Origin of the sequence: Roseobacter sp. (assembly GCF_045106495.1) — a bacterium.
Taxonomy (GTDB): Bacteria; Pseudomonadota; Alphaproteobacteria; order Rhodobacterales; family Rhodobacteraceae; genus Roseobacter.
This window is the reverse complement of the sequence record NZ_JBGCEQ010000002.1, coordinates 33,472-56,893: the sequence shown is the minus strand read 5'-3', so window position 1 is coordinate 56,893 and position 23,422 is coordinate 33,472. Positions and strand designations below refer to the sequence as shown.

23 protein-coding genes and 1 pseudogene are annotated in these 23,422 nt (G+C 54.7%); 8 read left to right on the top strand and 16 right to left on the bottom strand.

What is annotated here, in order from left to right; genetic code table 11:
* The first annotated feature begins 228 nt into the window (after positions 1-228).
* Positions 229-1,962 carry an ABC transporter ATP-binding protein gene (locus AB8B75_RS00940; protein ID WP_405359116.1) on the top strand — a complete coding sequence of 578 codons (1,734 nt, stop codon included), beginning with the start codon at positions 229-231 and terminating at the stop codon, positions 1,960-1,962.
* Between the two features lie 271 nt (positions 1,963-2,233).
* Here the strand turns inward: AB8B75_RS00940 and AB8B75_RS00935 are convergent, their stop codons facing one another.
* From AB8B75_RS00935 to AB8B75_RS00920, 4 genes are all read right to left on the bottom strand, one after another.
* The gene (locus AB8B75_RS00935; protein ID WP_405359114.1) at positions 2,234-3,511 is read right to left on the bottom strand and encodes a TRAP transporter large permease; all 1,278 of its coding nucleotides are present in this window, start codon (positions 3,509-3,511) and stop codon (positions 2,234-2,236) included.
* Positions 3,511-4,014 (bottom strand): TRAP transporter small permease, encoded by a 504-nt coding sequence (locus AB8B75_RS00930; protein ID WP_405359112.1) that lies wholly within the window; start codon positions 4,012-4,014, stop codon positions 3,511-3,513. The genes AB8B75_RS00935 and AB8B75_RS00930 overlap by 1 nt, the downstream gene beginning before the upstream one ends.
* 71 nt (positions 4,015-4,085) lie before the next feature.
* Positions 4,086-5,063: a TRAP transporter substrate-binding protein gene (locus AB8B75_RS00925; RefSeq protein ID WP_405359110.1), complete on the bottom strand. Its 978-nt coding sequence runs from the start codon at positions 5,061-5,063 to the stop codon at positions 4,086-4,088.
* A gap of 22 nt (positions 5,064-5,085) precedes the next feature.
* The gene (locus AB8B75_RS00920; RefSeq protein ID WP_405359108.1) at positions 5,086-5,787 is read right to left on the bottom strand and encodes a GntR family transcriptional regulator; all 702 of its coding nucleotides are present in this window, start codon (positions 5,785-5,787) and stop codon (positions 5,086-5,088) included.
* Between the two features lie 126 nt (positions 5,788-5,913).
* Here AB8B75_RS00920 and uxuA point away from each other — a divergent pair, with 126 nt between their 5' ends.
* A complete protein-coding gene (gene uxuA / locus AB8B75_RS00915) occupies positions 5,914-7,143 on the top strand; it encodes a mannonate dehydratase (protein ID WP_405359107.1) in 1,230 nt (409 codons plus the stop codon).
* A 323-nt stretch (positions 7,144-7,466) separates the two neighbouring features.
* On the opposite strand, the gene AB8B75_RS00910 is transcribed toward uxuA, so the two are convergent.
* From AB8B75_RS00910 to AB8B75_RS00895, 4 genes are all read right to left on the bottom strand, one after another.
* Positions 7,467-8,012, bottom strand: coding sequence for an AAA family ATPase (locus AB8B75_RS00910; protein WP_405359105.1), 546 nt, complete (start codon positions 8,010-8,012; stop codon positions 7,467-7,469).
* Positions 8,009-8,890 carry an ROK family protein gene (locus AB8B75_RS00905; protein ID WP_405359103.1) on the bottom strand — a complete coding sequence of 294 codons (882 nt, stop codon included), beginning with the start codon at positions 8,888-8,890 and terminating at the stop codon, positions 8,009-8,011. The genes AB8B75_RS00910 and AB8B75_RS00905 overlap by 4 nt, the downstream gene beginning before the upstream one ends.
* Entirely contained in the window at positions 8,868-9,773 is a 906-nt protein-coding gene (locus AB8B75_RS00900; RefSeq protein ID WP_405359101.1) for a tagatose-bisphosphate aldolase, read from the bottom strand. The genes AB8B75_RS00905 and AB8B75_RS00900 overlap by 23 nt, the downstream gene beginning before the upstream one ends.
* Before the next feature lie 129 nt (positions 9,774-9,902).
* A complete protein-coding gene (locus AB8B75_RS00895; protein WP_405359099.1) occupies positions 9,903-10,835 on the bottom strand; it encodes a sugar-binding transcriptional regulator in 933 nt (310 codons plus the stop codon).
* Between the two features lie 169 nt (positions 10,836-11,004).
* Here AB8B75_RS00895 and AB8B75_RS00890 point away from each other — a divergent pair, with 169 nt between their 5' ends.
* The 3 genes from AB8B75_RS00890 to AB8B75_RS00880 are packed head-to-tail and all read left to right on the top strand — an operon-like array spanning position 11,005 to position 13,751.
* The gene (locus tag AB8B75_RS00890) at positions 11,005-11,991 is read left to right on the top strand and encodes an ABC transporter substrate-binding protein (protein ID WP_405359097.1); all 987 of its coding nucleotides are present in this window, start codon (positions 11,005-11,007) and stop codon (positions 11,989-11,991) included.
* 39 nt (positions 11,992-12,030) lie between these two features.
* Complete coding sequence (locus AB8B75_RS00885; RefSeq protein WP_405359095.1) at positions 12,031-13,002, top strand: ABC transporter permease; 972 nt, start codon at positions 12,031-12,033, stop codon at positions 13,000-13,002.
* Positions 12,999-13,751: an ATP-binding cassette domain-containing protein gene (locus AB8B75_RS00880; RefSeq protein WP_405359093.1), complete on the top strand. Its 753-nt coding sequence runs from the start codon at positions 12,999-13,001 to the stop codon at positions 13,749-13,751. The genes AB8B75_RS00885 and AB8B75_RS00880 overlap by 4 nt, the downstream gene beginning before the upstream one ends.
* 390 nt (positions 13,752-14,141) lie before the next feature.
* On the opposite strand, the gene AB8B75_RS00875 is transcribed toward AB8B75_RS00880, so the two are convergent.
* From AB8B75_RS00875 to AB8B75_RS00840, 8 genes and pseudogenes are all read right to left on the bottom strand, one after another.
* Positions 14,142-15,410, bottom strand: a complete 1,269-nt coding sequence (locus AB8B75_RS00875; RefSeq protein ID WP_405359091.1) for a class II D-tagatose-bisphosphate aldolase non-catalytic subunit — start codon at positions 15,408-15,410, stop codon at positions 14,142-14,144.
* A complete protein-coding gene (locus AB8B75_RS00870) occupies positions 15,407-16,366 on the bottom strand; it encodes a sugar kinase (RefSeq protein WP_405359090.1) in 960 nt (319 codons plus the stop codon). Before AB8B75_RS00870 ends, AB8B75_RS00875 begins: the two co-directional genes overlap by 4 nt.
* Positions 16,367-16,659: 293 nt before the next feature.
* Positions 16,660-17,388: an SDR family oxidoreductase gene (locus AB8B75_RS00865; RefSeq protein WP_405359088.1), complete on the bottom strand. Its 729-nt coding sequence runs from the start codon at positions 17,386-17,388 to the stop codon at positions 16,660-16,662.
* A gap of 244 nt (positions 17,389-17,632) precedes the next feature.
* A pseudogene (locus AB8B75_RS00860) lies at positions 17,633-18,280 on the bottom strand (IS6 family transposase).
* Between the two features lie 194 nt (positions 18,281-18,474).
* Positions 18,475-18,912, bottom strand: a complete 438-nt coding sequence (locus AB8B75_RS00855; RefSeq protein ID WP_405359086.1) for a DUF6691 family protein — start codon at positions 18,910-18,912, stop codon at positions 18,475-18,477.
* Positions 18,913-18,915: 3 nt separating this feature from the next.
* Positions 18,916-19,347: a YeeE/YedE family protein gene (locus AB8B75_RS00850; RefSeq protein ID WP_405359084.1), complete on the bottom strand. Its 432-nt coding sequence runs from the start codon at positions 19,345-19,347 to the stop codon at positions 18,916-18,918.
* Positions 19,348-19,350: 3 nt separating this feature from the next.
* Entirely contained in the window at positions 19,351-19,563 is a 213-nt protein-coding gene (locus AB8B75_RS00845; RefSeq protein WP_405359082.1) for a DUF2892 domain-containing protein, read from the bottom strand.
* 158 nt (positions 19,564-19,721) lie between these two features.
* A complete protein-coding gene (locus AB8B75_RS00840; RefSeq protein WP_405359080.1) occupies positions 19,722-20,318 on the bottom strand; it encodes a Crp/Fnr family transcriptional regulator in 597 nt (198 codons plus the stop codon).
* Positions 20,319-20,438: 120 nt separating this feature from the next.
* On the opposite strand from AB8B75_RS00840, the gene AB8B75_RS00835 reads away from it, so the two are divergent.
* From AB8B75_RS00835 to AB8B75_RS00825, 3 genes are read left to right on the top strand one after another with little or no spacing between them, the layout of a single operon-like run.
* The gene (locus tag AB8B75_RS00835; protein WP_405359078.1) at positions 20,439-20,951 is read left to right on the top strand and encodes a hypothetical protein; all 513 of its coding nucleotides are present in this window, start codon (positions 20,439-20,441) and stop codon (positions 20,949-20,951) included.
* 57 nt (positions 20,952-21,008) lie between these two features.
* Positions 21,009-21,704 (top strand): ABC transporter ATP-binding protein, encoded by a 696-nt coding sequence (locus AB8B75_RS00830; protein WP_405359076.1) that lies wholly within the window; start codon positions 21,009-21,011, stop codon positions 21,702-21,704.
* Between the two features lie 5 nt (positions 21,705-21,709).
* The gene (locus tag AB8B75_RS00825; RefSeq protein ID WP_405359074.1) at positions 21,710-23,419 is read left to right on the top strand and encodes an ABC transporter permease; all 1,710 of its coding nucleotides are present in this window, start codon (positions 21,710-21,712) and stop codon (positions 23,417-23,419) included.
* Positions 23,420-23,422 lie beyond the last annotated feature (3 nt).

Below are 23,422 nucleotides of genomic sequence, written 5' to 3'. Positions count from 1 at the left end.
GAAGCAGAGTACCAAACTTTTTTTCAAACCGAACCGGCAAAGCCAAGGGTCATGTGCTTTACGAAATGACTTGGGGGCAAACCTGATGCTACAGGCTCCGTCCAATGGACCCTAACATGCAATTCTGCTAGGGGTCGCATGTTGAGGTGCAAAAAATAAACTAAAATCGTATATGAGCAGTCAATAAGCATGATATCACAAGTGGTTAGTAAGATAACTGGAAACAGTGTGCTCTGGCGACTTCTACGCGAAAGCGTCCCAGAACACCGCAAAAAATATTTTGTGGCGATCGTGGCTATGGTTCTTGTTGCGGCTTCGACGGCCGGCACTGCCTGGATCATGGGTGAGATCGTCAACTCCATGACTGATTCAGAGAACAAACAGCGGGTCTATTGGGTCGCTTTCGGTGTGGCGGGCATTTTCTTCCTGAAAGGATGCGCCTCATATGTTCAGGCAGTAATGATGGCCCGCGCTGGCAACCGCATTGTCGCCCAGAAGCAGGTGCTGCTTTACCGCCGTCTGCTTGAGCAGGGTGTCGCGTTTTTCAATGTGACTGAATCGTCTGACATATTGATGCGTGTCACACGCAGCGCGGAAATGGCTCGCAACGTGATCGATACGATCGTGACCGGATTTGTTCGCGACGCGCTAACGCTGTTGGGTCTGGTCCTGGTGATGATCTACCAGCAGCCGGTGCTCTCCATGGTGTGCTTGGTCATCGGCCCGTTGGCAATCTTCTGCGTGCGTCAAATCCTTTCCAGAGTACGGCTGGTAATGGAGCAGGAAATGGCGGGCATGGCTGAGATCATCAAGGTCATTCAGGAAACCTCCATGGGTGCAAGAGTTGTAAAGGCATTCGCACTGGAAAACATCATGGCCTCCCGCATGGAAGCTGCCGTCAGGAAGGTCGAAAAGCGTCAAAACAAGATGATCCGTCTGCAGACCGCAACGGCGCCGCTGATGGATACCATTACCGGTCTGGCGATTGCGTCGATTGTTATTCTGAGCTCTGCCAATCTTTTTGGCCAGTCGGCGGGCTCCCCTGGCCAATTGATGTCTTTCGTGACTGCCTTCCTGATGGCTTACGAGCCGGCCAAGCGGTTGTCGCGCATGCGTGTCACGCTGGAGGCCGGGATGATGGGTGTGAAAATGATGTATCAGTTGATTGATCAGCCCCAAACCATGATGGAGTCTGATCATGCGCGAGATTTGTCGGAGGGAGACGGACCCACCAGCCTGAAATTTGAAAATATCAGTTTTAGTTATGTCGAAGATACAAATGTCATAGATGATCTGACAATTGATTTCCCAGCAGGCAAAACGACGGCACTGGTTGGCCCTTCGGGTGGCGGTAAATCTACAATATTGAATTTGATCCTGCGTTTGTACGACCCGACCGAGGGTCGGATCACAATCGATGGATGCGATTTGCGTGATGCTACGTTTGCATCACTGCGGCAAAAAATCGGATATGTCGGGCAGGATACTTTCCTGTTCTCCAATAACGTGTTGGAAAACCTGCGTATTGCGCGACCTGATGCCAGTGAAGAAGAAGTCTATGAGGCCGCACGCATATCTCATGCGGATGAATTTATCAGGAAACTACCCAAAGGGTATAAAACGCAAATTGGCGAAAACGGTGCTTTTCTGTCGGGCGGTCAGCGTCAACGGCTGGCTATTGCGCGCGCTGTGTTGCGTCGAGCGCCAGTTCTCTTGCTTGATGAGGCCACCAGCGCGTTGGACAGCCATTCCGAGACCCTCGTAAAGGACGCCATCGAGAAAATCACCAAGGGCGTGACGACCATCGTCGTGGCGCACCGTCTGTCCACTATCCTCACGGCCGATCAGATTTGTTACATGGAAAACGGTCGTTTGGTCGAAGCGGGTTCCCTGACCGAATTGTTGGAGAAGAACGGCAGCTTTGGAGCGCTCTATCGTCAACAGTTCGATGTGACCCCATAAAATTCGCTCTTGGTGATGTAACTCTCAGTGAACTCCAAGCAACTGCAACCACTTTGGCTTTGTCCTTGAACTTGCAGCCGCCGAGCAACTCGCCTTTGAGGGTTCTGTTGCATTAAGTAAGCGGCGGTGTGAGGTTTAGGGCATGTGATTAGCAGGAGTAAGCTATGGCACGTCGAGATCAATTCAAGTTGGTATTGTCCATAAGAGTCTGCGAATGGCGCTTCATTCTGCTGCCAGCAATAACGTGACAACTCCGCGACGGAACCTGGTTCTATGGAATCAAAACAGATGGCAACCAAGTTGCCAATGCCGGAATGTACGAGACCATCAATAGTACGATGATGTTGGTGGCCAGAAAGGGAAGTATCGCCCAGACCACCGGCGTCAGCGGCAGCCGAGCAATATTGGCGCACACAAACAGACAGACGCCCACGGGTGGCGTCGTTAACCCGATCATCAGGTTCAGCACCGCGAAGGTCGCAAAATGCAAAGGTTCGATATCGACCGCGACAGCAAGGGCAAGAAGGGGGACGAAAAGGATGATCAGGGCCGCGATGGTTTCCATGAACATGCCTACGAATAAAAGTAGAATATTGATAATCAAGATCACTAGAAACTTGTTGTCGGTGAACGATAGCACAGCGGTAGCGATTGCCTGGGGAATACGCTCGGATACCAAAATCCAACCAAAGACATTGGCAAATCCAACCAAGACCAGAATTGCCGCTGAGGACACAGCGCTTTCGATCAGGATTTTGGGGACCTTTGCAAGCTTTAGATCACCGTAGACAAACGCACCGACGATCAACGCGTAGAGGCTTGCGATGACGGCGGTTTCCGTTGGCGTGGCCAGCCCGCTTAGCAAACCGTAGATGATAAGCCCCGTCATCGCCAGAGCCCAGAATGCCGAGAGGAAGGATCGGGCCAATTCAGAGAAACCCCGCCATTCTTGACGAGGAAAATCTCGTCTAACGGAAAGGATGTAGCAAGTGACCATCATCGCCAACCCCATCAGAATGCCGGGTATGGCTCCCGCAAGGAACATTTTCCCAACGGAAATGCCCGACAACGCGCCAACGATGATCATGGGTACACTCGGGGGGATAATGGGGCCAACGGTCGAAGATGCAGCGGTAACAGCAGCAGCAAATTCAGGTGGATATCCGGCCTTTTTCATACCCGGGATCATTACGCCGCCAATCGAGGCGGCATCCGCCACAGCTGTTCCAGTAATGCCCCCAAACAACATAGAGGCCGAGATGTTGGTCAGGCCAAGCCCTCCGCGTATCCAGCCTACCAAGGCATTTGCAAACCGAATAATTCGCCCCGTAATGCCACCGCTGTTCATGAGATTGCCGGCAAGGATAAAGCCCGGAATGCTCAGCAGTACAAAGACGTCCATGCCCGCGTACATCTTTTGGGGCATCACGACAATGGGGATGCCTGCGATCAACAGATAAGCCACGGACGCTACCCCGAGGGTGATTGCGACCGGCAACCCAATGATCAAGCCAGTCAGGAAAACGGCTATGAGTACAGCAACATCCACTAACTGTCATCTCCTGGTCTGGTGGGCATGCCAGAGTCAGCGACCCACAGCATGGACACCACGCGAAGAACGGCAAAAACAAACAATACGATGATCAACAGAAGTACACTGAAGTGAACGAAATCCATGCGCAGCCCCATTGCCGGGGAAGTTTGACGCACGCCAATCGCAGTGTATTTCCAGGCGGGTCCGATCAGGATAAGGCATAGAAGAGCGGTGATGCTTGCTGACAAAAGCCGCAGGCGACGGGGCCATTCTCCGGGAAGAGACTCGCACACAACATCTACGTTCACCAAATCACCGCTGACCAAAGACAAGCCGACGCCAAAGGCGGCGACATATAGCAAAGCGTAGCGAGTCAATTCTTCGGTCCAAACGAAGGACATGCCAATTGTGCGGCCCAGCACCTGATAGAGAACGGCGCAGATCAGCACGCAAAACGCAATGCCGACACCTGCACGGCAAACTTTCTCGGCGATGGATTGAATGCTTTGGATCGACATAGGAAATCCTAGTGGCAAGCCAAATGCGGGGCCAACAGTAAAGGAGCCCCGCATTTAGGTTTTGAGCCAGTTTAGTTGGCGAATAAGCCCTCGACGATGGGTTTAATCTCATCGTTGACATTGGCCAGCACCGCGTCTTTGGCCATGGCGGCATATGCAGCGCCATCAACTTCAACAAAGGTCATGCCTTTGCCTTCAAGATAGGCGCGGTCGGCTTCAATCGAGGCCTCAAACAGACCACGCTCGTAAGCTTGGGCCAGAGCAGCCGCTTGCATGACAGCAGCTTGATCTTCGGTCGACAGATTCTGCCAAGTCGATTCTGCGATTGTCAGGTAAATCCACGAGCGTACGTGCTCGGTCATGTTTACGTGGCTTTGCACTTCGTTGAAGTTCGCGGAACGGATCAGTGCCAGCGGGTTTTCCTGGCTGTCGATTGTGCCGTTTTGCAGCGAAGTGAACACCTCGGAAAACGCCATCGGGCCAGGATTGGCGCCAAGCGATTTCCACACATCCACGAACAGTGGCACGTTGGGCACTCGCATTTTTAAACCGTTCAGGTCGTCAGGCGAGGGGATAGCACGGTTCGATGTAAGGTTGCGCGGGCCTCGGGCGAAATGTGCGATTGGGCGAATCTGTGCTTTTTCAACGATCTGTGCCTTGATCTGTTCGCCAGTTTCACCTGCAGCAACTTCGTCCATATGCTCGATGGATTTATAAGCATAAGGCACAGCAAGAAGCGCGGCCATTGGAGCCCAGTTTTGCAAGCTTTCGCCCGTGATTGTCATATCCACGGTGCCAAGTTGCATGCCGTTGATCAAATCAACTTCTTTGCCCAGCGACTCATTCGGAAAAACCTCAACAGCGATGCGACCGTCTGTCAGGCGTGATAGTTCTTCGCCAAACTTGACAGAGGCTTTGTGCCACGGGTTTGATTCATTGGCCAAATGGCCCAGCTTGAGCGTCATGTCTTGTGCGATGGCCGCCCCGCCGATAAATTGAGCGGCAATCCCGGCCGCAAGAAGCTTTGCAAGGGATCTAGTGATTTTCATGATGTTCCTCCATTTCATGTAGTCATTTGAGCGTCTCTTCAGACACCGGTTCAAAAAACTCAGGGTTTGCGGCCTGAATTTCAGGGAAATCCTTCAGAATCTCGTTGAGATGCTTACGGATAGACGTTTCCGATCGATCGACATTGCCGGATTCAATTCCGTCAACGATGTCTATGTGTTGTTCAACCAAAGTGATCTTTGGAAACTGGCTGAGGCTGAGAAACCGAACACGGTCCATCTGCGATTTTAGCCCTTCCACAAAATGCCAAGCATTGGCTTTGTCTGCGGATTCAGCCAAAGTGCGGTGAAAGCGTTCGTCCAATTGAATAAAGAGGTCCGGGTTGCCGCCTGTGGCGCTTTTCTGGGCCTCGATTTGCCTGCGAAGCTCTTTCACCACCATTGGGTCCGAAGCTTCGGCCAAGAGCTTGACCACATCAGCCTCGATCGCCTCGCGCACAAAACGGGCATCAAACACGGCCACGGGATCAATCTTTCTAACCACGGTACTTCGCTTGGGCCGGATTGAAATCAGCCCTTCTTCAGACAGTTTGATAAAGGCTTCGCGGACGGGCTGACGGCTGATCGCATAGAATTTGGCGATTTCAGGTTCGGAAATTTTACTGCCTGAAATCAGATCGTTGCGCACGATCCGTTCACGCAGAATCCGGTGGAGCTGTGGCCCAATCGGCGCGTCGTGATCCAGGTCCCAGTTAGAATCCAGCAATTTCTACCCCCCCGGCCTCGTTATGCGCCCATCTTCCATACAAGTCAATCATCTTGTATGGAAGATTTAAGCATGCCATTACAGTGGTGTGCCAATTAAATGAATGCGGCAGTGAAGGAGAGCAGAATGAGACAGACTTGGCGTTGGTTTGGACCGAAAGATCAGGTCTCTGTAAGAGACATGCGGCAAGCCGGTGTCGAAAGTGTCGTTTCGGCATTGCATCACGTGCCGACCGGTGAGGTCTGGAGCCCGGCAGAGATCGCCCAAAGACAGGCAGATATTGCATTCCACGCTGATGGCACCGCGTCAGGGCTGAAGTGGGAGGTTGTAGAAAGCCTGCCCGTGTCGGAAGACATAAAGAAACAACAAGGTGACTGGCGGACCCATATTGCAAACTATAAACAGAGCCTTCGCGACTTGGCTGCTGCTGGTATCAATGTAGTTTGCTATAATTTCATGCCGGTGCTGGACTGGACCCGCACTGATATTGCATATCGCCTGCCAAATGGCGCGACCTGTATGCGCTTTGATCTGGAAGATTTCGTCGCCTTTGATGTGCATATTTTGAAACGCGCGGGCGCATCTGAAGATTACCCCGATCCGCTGTTGCAAATCGCACGGCAACGATATGCCGCGATGGATGACAGCGCTCAGGACCGCATCGCACGCAATGTTGTTTTCGGTTTACCGGGGGCTGCAGAAACCTTCTCGCTTGATGACGTGCGCCAGCATTTGGCAGAATATGCGTCTCTGTCGGAAGACGGTTTGCGGGCCAATCTGATAGCCTTTCTTGAACAGGTAGCCCCTTTGGCACAAGAGCTTGGGATAAGGCTATGTTGTCATCCTGACGACCCGCCGTTTCCATTGCTTGGCCTGCCGCGCATCATGTCCACCGAAGCGCAGTACCGTAGCGTTCTGGATGCTGTCGATCTTCCAGCAAATGGTATCACTCTTTGTTCGGGCTCACTTGGCGCGCGGCCGGATAATGATTTACCCGGCATGATGGCGCGGATGGGTGAGCATGTGCATTTTCTCCATCTGCGCAATGTGACCCGCGAAAGCAGCAACGTGCGCGGATCGTTTTATGAGGCTGAGCACCTTCAAGGAGATACCGACATGGTTGCCTTGGTGCAGGCCGTCTTGAATGAAGAAGCTCGGCGGCGCGAGGCCGGGCGGGTTGACCCTAACATCCCATTTCGTCCCGATCATGGGCAAGAAATTCTCGACGATCTTGATCGCGAGGCGCAACCGGGCTATCCGGCCATTGGTCGTTTGAAGGGGCTTGCCGAGTTGCGTGGGGTTATCGCTGCGCTGACCTTTGCGAACGATGGCACGTCATCAGCCAGGGCCGACTAACAGCTCTGGTTTAGCTCTCAAAAATCTGCGTTTCCACTGCTTTGTCGAAAGGATCACCCGCTCGATCCAGACCTTCAAATCATGCACATCAGCCGCTTCAACTCTGGCCGGGGTTGAGGTCGCGTATATGATCCACAAAGATCAGTTTGGACAGATCGGGCAATCTGGCTTCGAGACGTTCGTGCAAATCGCAGGCTGAGTCCATCGCAAACAAGGGTGTAACTCGTCCATCTGCAGAGTTTGCGACACAACCGATGTAGTTGCATAGTTGGATCTGAGGCGACCAATTTCGAGCCCTTCTCGGTCAAAAGCCAAGCAGCGCCTCACCGTGACAAGAACGTAGCGACTTTATCCGACAAATCGTCGGGCAACTGCGCTTCGCTGTCCAGCGTAATAACGTCGCCAAAACCCAACGGTCCTGCCCGCCCGGCCAGGTCGAACACTTCGTCAGCATAGGAAATTGGCAAGTGGCCCGCGTGGCGTTCCGCCGACCGCGCACGATACCGTCTAGCCGCTGTTTCAGGCGTTACAGAGATCCAGATTTCGACTACATGGTTGATCTGCGCACGGGCCAGATGTCCTTCAAGCACGTCGCGTGGCTGAAATCCGTGCCATGCATCAATGACCGGCAGAACCGCCTTGGGGAAATGCGCCACCGTATTAAAAATCGCGTGGTAGCTGGCGCGTCCGAGCATCCGGTTATAGTCGCGGTCACCAGTGCCGATTTCGGCGAACAACGCTTCTTTCACAGTGTCGAGCGCCAGCGGGATCGGCAGAAATCCCTTTTTTTGCAACATCGGAACCAGTGCTGACGATACAGTGGATTTGCCACTCGCCGGAACGCCATTGATCAACAAAGCTTGTCTCAAGAGTCGTTGTCCAAAAACAGCGCTGCTAGTCCCGCACCTACCACGCCAGCCTTATCGCCGAGGCGCGCGGCCTTGATGGGCCTGTCGAACCAGTCCACAACGTCTGGTTTTCGCGCAAGGGCTTGTGCCATATCGGCTCCCAATCCACCGCCCAGAATGATAAAAGCCGGGTCGACCACAGCCACGAGCGATTGCAGCGCGCGTTGCATTGGCGTGGCCCAATCGGTGACAATCTGAGCGGCCACCTCATCGCCTCCGGCAGCAATTGCAAGGATATCGGATGCCGAGGTTCCCTTGGAAATCCCCGCTTGGGCAATCAAGGAGCCAAGTGCGGGTCCGGCACAAAACGTTTCGACACAGCCACGTTGACCGCAATTGCACGAAGGCCCGTTCTGCGCGACGATGATGTGACCAAACTGGCCCGCAAAATCGCTGCCATAAAACGGTCTGCCATCGCGCAGCAGCGCGCCACCGATGCCAGTTCCGATGGTGATCATCGCGACAAGCTCCGAGGTGTTCTGCGCTTCGGCAATCAGGGCCATGGTCGCATCGTTTTCGATACGACAAGGAAGCTCTGTCGCTTCCATCACAAGATGCGACAGATCAAGCCCTCCAATGTCCAGATACCCGGCTGAATGGACTGCGCCATTTGTGCCTGACACACGCCCTGGAATTCCTATTCCTACGGCACGACTGGTGTCGTCGCGTACAGTCGAAACCAACCGAAGCACCTGTCTCAAAAAGCTGTCGCGATCGCGCGAGACGGCTTCGGTCACCCGCCCCTGTATCCGGCCATGAACATCGACGCGCGCGGCACGGATACGCGTGCCCCCGACATCCAACCCGACAGACGTGTCAATGCTGTTCAGCATATCCATCCAATATCGCCTGTATTTCGTGAAGCCGCACGCTTGCCACGTTTTCCAACCGATCTTTTGAAACCGCGCGATCCATCGAAATACAATCTTTCCACAAAGAGCGACCAGCGATCACACCAGATGCACCATTGTCCATCGCGGTTTTCACCTGACCGACAAATGTAATGTGGTCCACTCCAGCGGACAGCACGGCCCATGGTACGCCATCACACAGCTCTGAAACTTTGGCGCAGGCGTCGGGGGTGCCCGGATATGGCAGTTTTAGGACTTTGGAGCCGAGCTCGAGAGCCATACGCGCGCAGCCAATAATTAGATCAGGGAACGCAGCCTTATAGTCGGCGTCGGTTTCGCCATCGACTTGATACGTCAATATCTCTACCACGAGGAACACGTCTTCGACTGCGAAATCCGCCACGCAATCGCGAATGATCTGCACGTTGTGGTTATTGGCGTCTGGTAAATCTGGACGCAGATAGACCATCAACTTGGCTCCAGTGCCGCCAAGTTCACGGACCCGGCGGGCCGTGATTCCAGGCGTCATGATCGATTTTCGGTAGCCGTTGACATCGGTGTCCCATCCGGAATCATCTAGCCCGATCAACAAGCCAGTGTCGCGCGATAGAATCCCCTCGTCGATAACGCCCGGGACAGCGCAAGTGGCGTCGAGAAGTACGCAGGTCGCTTTGTTGGCGAGGTAGGAGGTGATGTCGTATTTCGTCTTGCCAAGAACATCTACCCCAATGGCTTTTTGCCCTTCTGGCGTGTCGGATAGCACCTTTCGCATGCCTCCGCGCTGGTCACAGGCCACGACCATCATGAAGCCGTTATCACCGCAAATCTGCTGATACCCGCGGCGTTCCGCAGTCGTCATCCTGAATGTCATTGTCCATGTCCTTGTTTTGCGTGGCCAGTCAGGAGGTCAACCGGATTGGTCCAGTACAAGAATTATAGCCGCCAAACCTGGGACACAACAATTAATTCCTGAAATTTATTTCTCAGTTTGCGTTGTGGATTAAGCTACGTCCAGCTTTTTGCGCACAAGTTTGGCCGTGCGGGTGTCCGTAACAAGTGCGTTGATCATGCCAGATCGCGCGGCTCCGATGATTGCATCGACCTTGTCGCCACCGACGCAAACACCGATGGCCAATGGAACTTGCGAAAGTTGCGTTCGGCTCATACCCATTTGAGCCTCTTGACCCGGCCAGTCGATCGGCGCACCAAATTTGTCGAAATACTGCCGAACCACGTCGCCTTTTATCCGGGCCTTCTGATCAGCGTTAAACCCAAGTGCATGTTCGGCCGAGGTGTCTGGAAAATTGCCTACGCCCGTGACTGTAATGTCCACACGATCCCAAAGCTCGGAGACAGCGGCGATCTCCGGCGTGCGGATCAGTTGCGCGTAAAGTTCCGGACTTGGGCGCGCCGGTGCATACAGCAGATGCGCTGTACCGCCCATCTGCTCAGCGATAGTACGTGCAAATTCATTGATCTGAAAATGCGCCTGCGATTGGTTCATTCCACCTGTGGCCGGGACGACCCGCGCGTTTGGTAAGGCAGGCAAGCCATGGGTTACGATACCTTGAACCGCACGTCCCCAACCGATCGCTACAACAGGGTCTTCCGGCAGTTCAGCTTCTGCAATGAGAAAGCCGACCGCGACGGCCAATGCTGGTTGATGTGCCGCGTCAACCGCTCGTACCTGTTTCAGGCCGAGCCCCTGCGCCAGTCTGGCGTCATCCCCCGTGATGTCATCCAACGGGGGCACTTCAAACCGAACGAAACCTCCGTCTCGCGCACGCGTCAAAAGACGTGAAACGCTGGCAGTCGAAATTTCCATCCGCCGCGCCACTTCGATTTGCGAAAGCCCGTCGATGTAATACAATTTTGCCGCTGTATGGATCAGCATCCGGCTCATCAATCCCGCCGACTTTGAAGAATCTGCCATTTGCAATCCTGAAATAAATTTCTGGCATTTAATTCTTGCCTAAACAGGATCAATTGCGCAATCATTAATCTGCAGACCGTGTCTGTGCGTGTCACCCACGAACAGCGCGGGTAAGGCGCTTCGAACGGCGCCAGGGAGGGCCCGTTTAAAATTCTAGGGAGGAGAAAGAATGTTCAATATCTTCAAATCAACTGTCGTTGGTGCTGCACTTGGACTGGCTGGCTTTGTTGGGACAGCGCATGCCGATGCTCATGGCGACATCAGTATTACTCTGGTGCCGGGCCTCACAACTGATGCTTTCTACATCACGATGAATCGTGGCGCTCAGGCTGCCGCGAAAGCGTTGGGGATCACCGTTGAATTCCAAGGTGCCGAAGAATTCGACCCGGTTCTACAAACTCCCGTTTTGGATGCTGTTATTGCGCGCGGACCCGATGCCATTCTGATAGCACCTACCGACACCACTCAGATGATCGAGCCCCTCCGCCGCGCCCATGAACAAGGCATCACCGTCCTGACCGTTGATACCTTCATTGACGACGGCAACTACCAGACAGGCTCTGGTGACGGCGATTTTCCAATGTCTTACATCGCATCTGACAATTTAGGCGGTGGCCGCATGGCAGCTCGCTTCATGGCTGAAGCCATTGGTGGCGAAGGTCAGGTCTATGTGTCTAACGTGCGTCCGGGCATTTCAACCACAGACCAGCGAGAAGAGGGCTTCAAGTCTGAAATGGCTGAAAGCTATCCGAACGTCGTAGTACTCGACACACAATATAACGAAAACGACGCCTCACTCGCAGCCTCGCAATTCAGCGCTGTTCTGGCCCGCAATCCTGACATTAAGGGCGTGTTTGGCGCCAACCTCTTCTCCGCTCTGGGCGCAGGTAATGGCGTGGAAGGCGCAGGAAAGGCTGAAGACGTGACCGTCATCGCATTCGACGCGCCGCAAAGTATTGTCGACAACATCTCATCGGGTCTCGTGGATGCCGCGATTGCTCAGCACCCGGCCGAAATCGGCTACTTCGGCGTTATGGCAGCCTATGCGGTGCTGACAGGTGAATCGGTGCCGACGTCCATTGGTACGGGTTTCACCGTTATCACCAAGGACAATGTCAGTGATGAAAACATCGCCAAGTTCATCTATTCCGAGTGAGCTAGAACGTTGGCAAATCAAATGACTGGGGCCTCATTTTTGAGGTCCCTTTTTAACGCTTGGTCCTGGCTGTTTCTGGTTTTGATCCTTGGCTTTTTTGAAATCTATGCCCGGATGGAAACTGGCAACACCTTCATCTTCCGTATCTATAACCTCCAGGCCATCGCAATCGCAGCCTCGCAAATTCTACTTCTTGCGTTGGGGTTGACGCTGGTGATTGTGGCCGGACATATCGACCTGTCCATTGGCTTTACAACCGGGTTATCCGCCGTCGTAATGGCGTTGATCATCCGCGCACTTGGGCCTGACGCGGGTTGGTTCGCGGTCATTGTCGCAATGCTGATCGGAGTGGCAGCAGCCGTGATCGTGGGACTGATCAACGGCTGGCTGGTGGCGCATCTCGATGTTCCCAGTTTTATCGGCACGCTTGGCACCTACGGGGTCGCGCGCGGTGCAGCACTGATCGTTGCAGGAGGCGCAACCGTATCCATCCGTAGTGACGAGGCGCGCTTCATAGGCAACGGTGACGTTCTGGGCTTTCCCATTCCTGTTGTGACGGCCATCGTGCTCGCAGTTCTTTTCCACTATCTGCTAACCCATACGAAGTTCGGCGTTCACACATATGCACTTGGGGCAAACCGCGCCTCGGTTGAACGCGCAGGTGTTGACGTCAAGAAACTGTTGATTGTGCTCTTCGTCATATCAGCCGTTTCTGCTGGCATTGGCGGTCTGATCTACACCGGTCGCTTTTCGGCAGGTGCCGCGAACGCAGGTGAACCGATCCTGCTCTATGCAGTCGCGGCAGTCTTTATCGGCGGCGCTTCCCTGACAGGTGGTCAGGGCACTGTAATAGGCACGGTCATCGGCGCCATCATCATAGCCGTGATCCAGTTCGGTCTCGTGTTTTCCGGTCTGCCACCCTACTGGCAATTCGTCGCGGTCGGTCTCGTGATCATCGTTGCGGTTCTGGTCGATCAATCCAAGAGCAAACTGACCGGAGGGCGAACATGAGCGCGCTCCTCGAGGTCAAGGGTTTGAAAAAGCGATTTGCTGGGAACGAAGCCGTAAGCGACGTCAATTTCGTGGTAAACGCCGGAGAGTGCGTCGTTTTGGCGGGAGACAACGGCGCGGGAAAGTCCACGGTTATCAAAATGATCTCAGGCGTTTATACTCCAACTGAGGGTGAGGTATATTTCGATGGTGAACTCCTGACCGGTAATACCCCGGAAGGCGTGCGCAACGCAGGAATCGAGACAATCTATCAGGACCTCTCGTTGGCGGACAATCTCGATCCGGGTCTAAACCTGTATTTGGGACGCGAAAAGATGAAGCGTGTTTTTGGCGTGCCCTTCCTAGATCGGGCCGCCATGCGTAAAGATGCTGCCGACGTCATGCGAAGCCTCGGGATCGAGGTGCCTGATCCTTCGGCACCGGTACGCGATCTATCAGGCGGCCAGCGGCAGGCAATCGCCATCGCGCGAGCAATTCACTGGCAAGCAAAGCTGGTGATCATGGACGAACCGACCGCGGCACTCGGCGTACCTGAACAACGCGAGGTTATGGCTCTGATCCATCGCCTCAAGGAAAAGAATGTTGGGGTAATCCTCATATCGCACAACCTGCCGGACATTTTTGCCGCTGCGGACCGGATCATCGTTTTGGCACGCGGCGTCGTCGGCGGAGAACGCAAACCCTCTGATACGAACGACGAGGAAATCGTGCGTCTGATGATGGGGGCCACCAGCGACTATGACGCCTGACCCGCGCGCACTCTGATAGTGGCTCGAGCACGTGATTTTTTCAGTTCCTGCGGTCGTTTTCGCTCTATGAGGGCCATTGCAAGTGGCGCGGCGTAGGTTAGCGCGATTGACTGAGCTCAAAATCGCCTGAGATGAAAGACAAAGACATAGTTCGCCTGTACATCAGCAATCGCGACCTAGAAACCAGACTGAAAAAAACCGTTTCAGCTAGGCGGGGCGATATTCATCAGCACAAAGCCTTGACCAAGGCGCTCCAATCCTGCGACGGCAGGCTACATTGCCGCCATTCGCAATAATTGTCCAAGTGGCAACTTCGGGTGCTTATTCCGAAAAATTGGTTTTCCATCGGGAGTTCGGAGACTCGGCATTGTGTTAGTCAAACCTTACTCCTCAATCATTCCCAGAACCGATGTGTCCCGCCGCTTCAAAATATCGCACGATGCAGCGTTGTATGTGCTGCTCGATTAGGGCTTTCGGGCAAGTCGGGATTTCACCGAACTGCAGCCCTAAAAAAGCCTGAGACGTCAGTGTTTCTGGGGCGGGACTGGCAGTCAAAAACGCAATCAGGGCGTCCAACGCGCTAGACACCCTCGGGTCGGCCCAATAGTAACGAATGCGGTCGCTGTAGCTGTAGACTTTTTGGATTTTCAGCTCTGCTTCTGTGCCGCCGTAGTACTCCCGCCAATAACCAGGATTGGCGTCCATGCGGTCCCTAAGAACTGCGCGGATGTCCAGAGCTGGATCAATTCCCAGCTGCGCGGCGATCGACGCAAGAGCCCAGACAGCTTCGCGAAACCTGAAAGTCAATTCCGGGCCGACCTTTAGAAAAAAGAAGTGGTTTGCGACCAAATCTGACAGCGCGTCGTTCGCCTGATAGTCGGTCGAGTGGGCCTCATAGATCAGCCCCTCTTCGTCCAGAATTACCGCGCTCAGAGGGGCCGCCTTTTCAGGCAAGAACGGATAGATCGAGGTGTGGCCGAAATCCATGCCGGGCTGGGTGACAACCGAGACGATGCGTCGCCAAGCGGCCTCAAGACCGCGTGCTGCCCAAGCCTCGCGATGGGTTTGGATTGTGTCTTGAAACCGGGCCACGGAGGTGACGTCTAAAGAATCGGGCTCTTCCGTTTCACCACCTGGGATCGGAACCTCGGTGCCTATGATATAGAATAGTTTTTCGGGGTCTGGCGCATGGGTTTCGGCCACGGTGCAAAGATCGGCTGCACGCTCGGCGATCTTCGCAAAGCTGGGGTTCGGTTCGTCGCCACAGGCCATGCTGGCATCTAGATGGATCTTCGTGAATCCAGCCTCAACATAAAGCCGGACCAATTCACGCGCCTTGTCCATTGCCTGATCGATGGGCTCGGATTTCCAGGGGTTCGGACCTAGATGATCGCCGCCGAGGATCAACTGATCCATAGGGACACCCGCGTCGCCCGCCATTCCAGTAAGCCAAGACATGAAGTCTTTGGGCGTCATACCGGTGTAACCACCTTCCTGGTTGACTTGATTGCAAGTGGCCTCGATTACAGTGGGGTGGCCGGTTTCGGCGGCATAAGCCAACACGGCGCGCAGGACATGTTCGTTGGCCGTGCAGAAACAAGGCATGCCGATGGGTTTGCCTGCGCGGTTGCTGGCAATCAGGTCTTGAACAAGGCTCATGCCATCTGTTTCTTCGGCGTCGCGGTGCAAAGGAAATCGGCGATCTCGGAAGGGCTGGAATTGCCTTCCATCGGTCCGCGTCGCGTTACAGCGATTGCACCTGCCGCGTTGGCCCGTTGTCCAGCCTCGAACAGGGACGCGCCCTGTGCGAGCAACGAAATGAACGTTCCGCCGAAGCAGTCTCCCGCACCCGTCGGGTCGATTTCCTCAACTGGATGCCCATCGAAATCGTGGCGCTCACCGCGGCCGACTATTGTCGCCCCTCTTGCGCCGCGCTTGATGGCAATCACCTCGGCACGGGACTTCAGAAGGAGATCAATGGCGGCCTCTTCGCCGAGATCCGGGAAAAGGAAGTCCAAGTCGCTGGTGCTGGGGAGCAAGCAATGGCTGAGCTCTATCGTTTCCAGCATAGCCGTTCTCGCCTCGTCGTCTCGCATCAGTTCGGGGCGTGCGTTCGGATCACAGGTGATCCATCCGCCAGCCTCGCAGACCTTCCGAACAGTCGGCATGATCTTGGCACGCATCGAGGGCGCTCCGAGCGATGACGCGGACACATGAAGCATGGTTTTGGCTGGATCCAGAAGTGCGGGTGACACGTCGAACGCATCGGCTGCGGTGCCCTGCAGATGGAAAACAAAATCGCGATCCCCGTTGTCGTAGTAAGAGACAAAGGCGACGCCTGTGCTGTGCGACGCCGAGACATGCACGCCCTTGGTGCCCACCCCGTCCTGTTCAAGACGGGCCAAAACGCTGCGGCCAAACCCATCGGCACCGACACCGCCGATCATCTGCGTGCGCGCACCCAGCCTTGCGGCCTGATCCAGAAAGATTGCGGGGGCACCGCTTGGATAGGGTCCGGAATAGTCCGAGATCTTTTGTAATGCGCAATTTCGGCTGTGCGACACGAATTCCACGAGGATTTCACCGATGGTCGCAATGGTTTGGATATCAGACATTTTCTTCTCCCGTCCCACGGAAAATCTAGGCAAGTGTTTGACATGTGTCAAAGATTGGGAAGGTTTTTTACCGCCTGAACAGATATGCGGACGATGGGCGCAAGATGAGGTAAAGCCATGGCAAGAGTAAAGCCGAAAAGACAACAGTCCACTCTTTGAACGTTTACAGCGGCCAAGATGCGTCTTGCGACCAGGCACTTCTAGATTACGTCATGCAACGGATCTGGCAAAGTTGGCGAAATGTTACCAGCGAGTTTCTCGAAACTTCAGGCTGATGCTGATCTGCGCCCAGATCAGCATGCCGTGAAGCCGCCATCAATCGGCAGTGTGACACCCGTGATCATTGATGCTCCATCGCTCAGGAGGAAAGCGATAGGTGCCGCTATTTCATCCTCAGTCGCCCAACGGCCTAAGGGCATTTGAGAAAGGAATGTGTCACCAATCTCAGGGCGCCCCCAGTAGAAGGCCGACATCTCTGTCATAACAACGGTTGGATTAACGCTGTTGACCCGTATCTGATATTGCCCCAACTCCATGGCAGAAACTCGGGTAATATTATCGAGTGCGGCCTTTGAAGAGCCATATGAAATATGCCCCTTCAAAGCGACAAGAGACGCCTGAGACGAGACATTCACAATTGCGCCCCCCTTTTTCAATCGGATCATAGATTGAGAGGCATACTTCGTGACCAACAAGGCCCCGCGCGCGTTGATCGAAATAACCTTGTCAAATACATCGATATCGGTGTCCATCGGGGAAGCGATTTCCCCTCCAAATCCCCCGCAGTTGACCACGCCCCACAGCTCGAGATCATGTAAGGCGTTTCGAATGCTGTCCTCCGACTCCAGATCGAACGGGCGAGTCTTACAGCCTGTCTCAGTGGCCAATTTCGCCAAAACCGATGTGTCCCGCCCACTTGCGATCACATCCGCCCCGGCGTTGCAAAGCAGACGCACGGTTGCGGCTCCAATGCCACCGCTTGCGCCTGTTACTAGGATTGGGCCTTTATCGAATCCAGACATGTCAGAGGTCCTTTTATAACTTCGCAGAGAACGTTTTAGCGTCGAACTCCATCTAGCGCGTTCAGTTGCCCTTATGGCATTGCAGTTGAGCGAAGCCTAGTGGCGGTTGGGACTGATGCTGTAACTGTCCTCCTTTGTGGATCATTGCAGACCACCTTGGCGCATTGATGCCTTCGGGAAGCGGTTACAGGGTTTTGTCGCAAATTTTGATAGATTGCGGGTTCATGCATTGCGCTGCACACAGTTACCCAGCGAGCGCCGCGAATTGCTGGAATGCCGATTGGCCCGTCGCCTCGAATTGTCGCTTGCGGATCATGTGCGCGACTTCGATGCCTTCCAAAGTTGCAGAAGCTGAATTGAAGGATTTGAAACCCTTCATTTGTCACGTAAGTTTTTTGATGAACCGGTGGTCCTGTTCTATGATGTTGTTCAAATGCTTGACTTGGAAGATTTCGATCAACCAGAACCAACCGTTCAAAATCAGCTCGCAATTGATATTCCGCAGTCCGGCCAGATTTGCCCCGCTTTTGTCGATTACCGCCCTATCGGGGAAGCAGTTGTTCCCGATTGCGCGGCTAAAGAATGCGGTTGCCGCCGCCTCATCCCGGCGTTCTGACAACATGAAATCAAGAGTTTTCCCGAATTTGTCGAAGGCTTGATAGCAGTAGGTCCACCTGCCTTTCACTTTGATGAAAGTCTCGTCCATGCGCCAAGATACAGCAGTCTTCCACTTTGGTTTGTGGGCTTCCATGGCAATCAAAGGGGAGAACTTTATCACCCAACGGTTCAGCGTTGCATGGTCAATTTCGACCCCACGTTCCGCCATAATCTCCTCCAGATCACGATACGAAACAGCATACCGTGCATAGAAAAACACAGCGTACAGTATCACGGATCTGGGTTAATGACTGCCTTTGAAATCAATCGTCACGTTCTTACACCCACCCTCGAATTCAAAAGACGGCCGCTACCACAGGCTACCAAGCAAGCCCATATTCTAAAAGTTTGCGACAGAACCCGATGGAGATGCCCAATGCCCCGATCATCATGGCGGACCCGACAAACAGAGAAAAGAACATGCGCGACCTACTCAGCCGGTTGCGTGCGCGGCGCCGCCCAATCGATCACAAGCCGTGTAGCGAACATGCCAGCAATCAACGCCGCGACAAAGAGGATCACGCGGCTGTCCAACGTGCCCAAAGCTGGCAGTGCGCCGCCAGGGCAAAACCCTGCAATCCCCCAGCCAACGCCAAAAATGCCGGCACCTGTCAAAAGCTTCGCATCAAGCTTCCTATTTTGTGGAATGTCGAATGTCGGCTCAAACACTGGCGTCGGCCTTTGCAGCACCAGCCGATAGCCGATGAACGTCACAATGACGGCACCACCCATCACAAAGGCAAGACTTGGGTCCCAACTACCCGCAACATCGAAAAAGTTGATGACTTTTGCCGGATTTGCCATGCCGGACATCGCAATACCGGTACCGAAAATTGCGCCCGTGAGGAAGGTCAAAAGCGTTCGCATGGCTTATCCTCCCAGGAGGTGACGGATCACATAGACGGTCAGCCCAGTGGTCAGCATGAAAGTGGCCGTCGCCGCAAAAGAGCGGGGCGATAGACGTGCCATCCCGCAAACACCGTGGCCAGAGGTGCAGCCACTGCCCAGGGTGACACCGATACCGACGAGAACGCCGCCAAAGATCAGCAGCAGAGTCGCGGACGGAACTGCAATTTCCGGCAATCTGCCCGTCAGCGCGAAGTATATCCAAGGCCCCGTAACCATGCCCAAGAGCATCGCTGCGCGCCATGTCCAGTCATACCTGCTTGCGGGCCACATAGCGCCCGCCAGAATGCCGGTTGCCCCCATGATGCGCCCACGCAAAAGCATCAGGCAGACAGCGGCAAGACCGATCAGCGCGCCCCCCGCGAGAGAGGCCAGTGGTGTAAAGGTTGTTTCCATGGCTCAAAGCTTGCAGGTTGAGATGCCGACCAGACGGTACAGCGGGCAGAACCGGACCAGCGCAGTCAGAATAAGGATCAGTGCAACAGCCATACTGCCATAGGCTAGCGCAGCGTTGGACCAAATGGCAGGGATGTTCAGCAGGGGTAGGATGATCAATGCAATGCCCAGAATAGCTCTGAGCAGGCGATCGGGGCTTCCGAGATTGGCAATCATGTCTTTATCCTTTCTGAGGTTACTGTTGTCTTATTGATCCGAAATGGTGCGCCCGTCTGTGACTTTGTCACCAGAAGCCATGTCTCTCAGGGTGCGGCTGCCAAACGTCCAATGGCCGCAGGATCGCGCAGTTCGATAACGCCGCGACTTAGGGTCACTCATCCACGCCGCTCAAATTCCATCAATTGCCGCGAGACGACTTCCCGCGCTGTGCCCAGTTCCACCGCCATTTGCTGGTGTGTCAGATGCAACGTCTTTTGCGCATCCTGAAGGTCGAACAGCTTTTGTGCCACGCGGATGTCCATGCGTTTGAAGGCAATTTCTTCGATCACCATGAAAAGGTCGGTGATCCTTTTTGAATACGACTCGAAAACGAAAGCGCGAAACTCCTTCGAAACCGCCATCAATTCATCAAATGTGTCGCGCGGGATCAGGATCGTTTCGACATCCGTTTCCGCGACACCTTCGGCAGAATAGTCTTCAAACGCGAGGAGGCATGCCGTGGTGAGCACGCAGCCTTCTCCGGCATGCACACGGTAAAGCACGATCTCGCGACCCGCTTCGGAAAGTTGCTGTACCCGCACCGTACCTGACACCAGAAGCAACAGGTTTTCCGCCGGTTTGCCAGGCCCAAAAATCACTGTACCCTTCTTCAAAACCGCCGTAACAGCCTGAGTGTCGAGCAGGTCTGAAACCGCCGGCGAAAGGTTCGCAAGACCGGGAAATTTGAACCGCCATGTAAGATCTTTGAGCATGTCTTCGTCCTTGTCGCGGTTTTTGTAACTCCCGGATCTCAGGCGGCGATTGATCTTTGTCAAATGGGCGACGTCACTTTGGATGCAGACATTGGCTAACCGAACAAGGGAGACATCCCCATGGCCAAGGCTACGCCAGAAATTTGCATCGCTTTCTACTCACGGTCGGGCCACTCAAAGCGGTTGGCAACCAAATTGGCCGAGGAATTGCATGCCGATGAGGTTGAGATAACAGCACCGAAGTATAGCGGTCGTTTCTTGGGATACATGCGCGCGGGTTTTGACAGTGTCCGTCAAAAGGGTGCACTGGCATCTCAGGCTTTTGACACTTTGAAAAAGTATCGCCATCTGATCCTCGTTGGCCCGGTTTGGACCTCCTATCCTGCCGTGCCGTTGCGCGCCTTGATGCGGCAGGGTGACGCCCTGCCGCAGGCTGTTTCCCTTTTCCTCACATCAGGCGCGCATTCGCCACCATTGAAAGCCTTTGCTGCTGGCGCGGCCGACCTTGGCCGTCCTCTTATTGCAACAGGTGTCTTGCCCAACTCTGCCGAAGACACCGCGCAAGAGGATCGCACAATCGCGCAGTTTCTGCTCGAGTTGAAAGAGCAGGACGCATTAATCTCCCGGAATTGAGATCAATCAATTGCTGCTTTGCGACCCCCTTTATTGTGGTCTCTACAGGAGAAAAACGTGGCCGACGTCATTTTCAGAACCCAAGGCATCACTAAAGTATACGATTCTGGCGAGGTCAAAGTCTTCGCTTTGGCAGGGGTTGATCTGGAACTTTACGAGGATGAGTTGACCGTATTGCTGGGCCCATCCGGCAGCGGCAAATCGACGTTTTTGAACATCCTCGGTGGGTTGGATCACGCAACCGAGGGACGTGTATGGTTTGAAGACACCGAGCTGACCGATCTGCCTGACCGGGGGCTGACGAAGTACCGCCGGGATCATGTGGGCTTTGTTTTTCAGTTCTACAATCTGGTCCCCAGCCTGACCGCACGCGAAAACGTGCAATTGGTCACAGATGTTGCTCCCGATCCGATGCCCGCCGAAGGGGCGCTTGAACTGGTTGGGCTTGGCAAAAGGATGGATCACTTCCCGTCCGAGATGTCAGGCGGTGAACAGCAGCGTGTCGCCATCGCGAAACACCCGCAGATTTTGCTCTGCGATGAACCAACTGGTGCGCTCGACAGCACCACGGGCGTACAGGTTCTTGACGTACTACGCGACAATGACGAACGTTTCGGCTCGACAACGGTAGTCATCACCCACAACGCCGAAATTCAGCGCATGGCGCATCGGGTGATCTTTTTCCAGGACAGCAAGATCAGTGAAGTGCGTACCAACGAAAAGCGCTTTGCCCCGTCCGAGATTTTTTGGTGAGCGGGATGCAGGCGATAGACCGCAAACTGCTGCGCGATTTCAAGCGACTTTGGATACAGGCTGTCGCCATCACGCTGGTTCTGGCCTGCGGTTTGGCGATCCTGCTGACGTCGGTGGGCATGCAAAACGCGCTGTCAGAGACGCGTGCGGCATACTATGAACGCAACCGTTTTGCCGATGTCTTTGCGGTCACGAAACACACTCCCCGCTCTTTGCTCCCAGAGATCGCACAGATCGACGGGGTTCTAAGCGTTGAGGCGCGTATTTCCGGTGAAGCGATCCTTGGTATCCCCGATCGCATGCGCACAGCCGTCGGGCATATCCTGTCCTATCCTGAAACCAACGATCCAGTGTTAAATGTTCCATTGCTCGTCTCGGGTCGCTTCCCCGATCCTCTCAGCACCAACCAGGTTGTGGTGAACGCGCCCTTCGCAAAGGCCAATGAATTTTCCGAAGGTGACAGCTTCAGCGCCAATCTGCGCGGTTCGAAACGCGAATTGACCATCGTTGGCACTGTGCGGTCGCACGAATTCATCTACACCATCCGCCCCGGTGCCATGATGCCTGACAATGCGGCCTTCGGGATCATCTGGATGCCCGAACGTGCCGCCGCTGCCGCCTACGACATAACAGGGGCTTGCAACAATATATCGCTGTCTCTCGCGGCAGGCGTTCAGACCGCCCCGGTCGTCGATGCACTTGATACTCTGCTGGAACCATTTGGCGAGTTGGGGGCCTATGACCGCACGACGCATCAGTCAGACGCCTTTCTGGACGCTGAGATCAATCAGCTCAAAGGCATGACCACGATTCTGCCGCCGATCTTCTTTGGTATATCCGCGTTTCTGGTCAGCATGGTCATGGGCCGGGTCATCGCGCTGGAACGCAGCGAGATTGGTCTACTCAAGGCCATCGGGTACTCCAAAACCGAGATTTGTTTGCACTATCTGACGCTCTCCGGGCTGATCGCTGTCGTGGGAGTTGGCGTCGGCTGGATGGCCAGCACCTCGCTTGCGCGCGACACGGCGGCGCAATACGCAGAGTTCTTCAACTTTCCATTCGTGATCTTTCGGGTGTCCTATTGGGTCTATGCGGCAGCGGGTCTCGCCGGGCTGTTGACCACCAGCCTTGGGGCCACACAAGCCGCCTTGAAGGCCGCCAAGCTGGCACCGGCGATTGCAATGCAGCTCCCTGCCCCGCCTCGGTTCAAGCGGTCATTCATAGATGAGGCAATGGCGCGGATGCGGCTGGCGCAGTCTACCGTCATGACCCTGCGCTCGTTGCTGCGTTTGCCTCTGCGCAGCTTTCTGACGTCTCTTGGCCTCGCCTTTGCCGTGGCATCGGTGATCGCGGCAACCTTTATCAATGACGCACTGGATGAGATTGTCGATCTCGCATTCCACCAGACCAACCGGCAGGACGCTTTGCTGTTTTTTGCAACAGACGTGGCCGAAGACGCGCGCCATCTACCCGGCGTGCTGCAAGCCGAAAGCCAGCAGTTTCACACGGCCATCCTTCGCCACGGTCATCTAAGCAAGCGCGCAGCGGTTGAGTCCCGCCGCCCCGGCAATGACCTGAGCGGGGTTCTGGATTCCGAGGGCCACTTCCTGAATGTCTCCCCCGGTGGGCTTGCGCTGTCCGAACGACTGGCCGGACATCTTGAGGTGCAGGCGGGCGACGGCGGCTCGATGGGCTTGATCTGGTTGCCGTCATGAAAA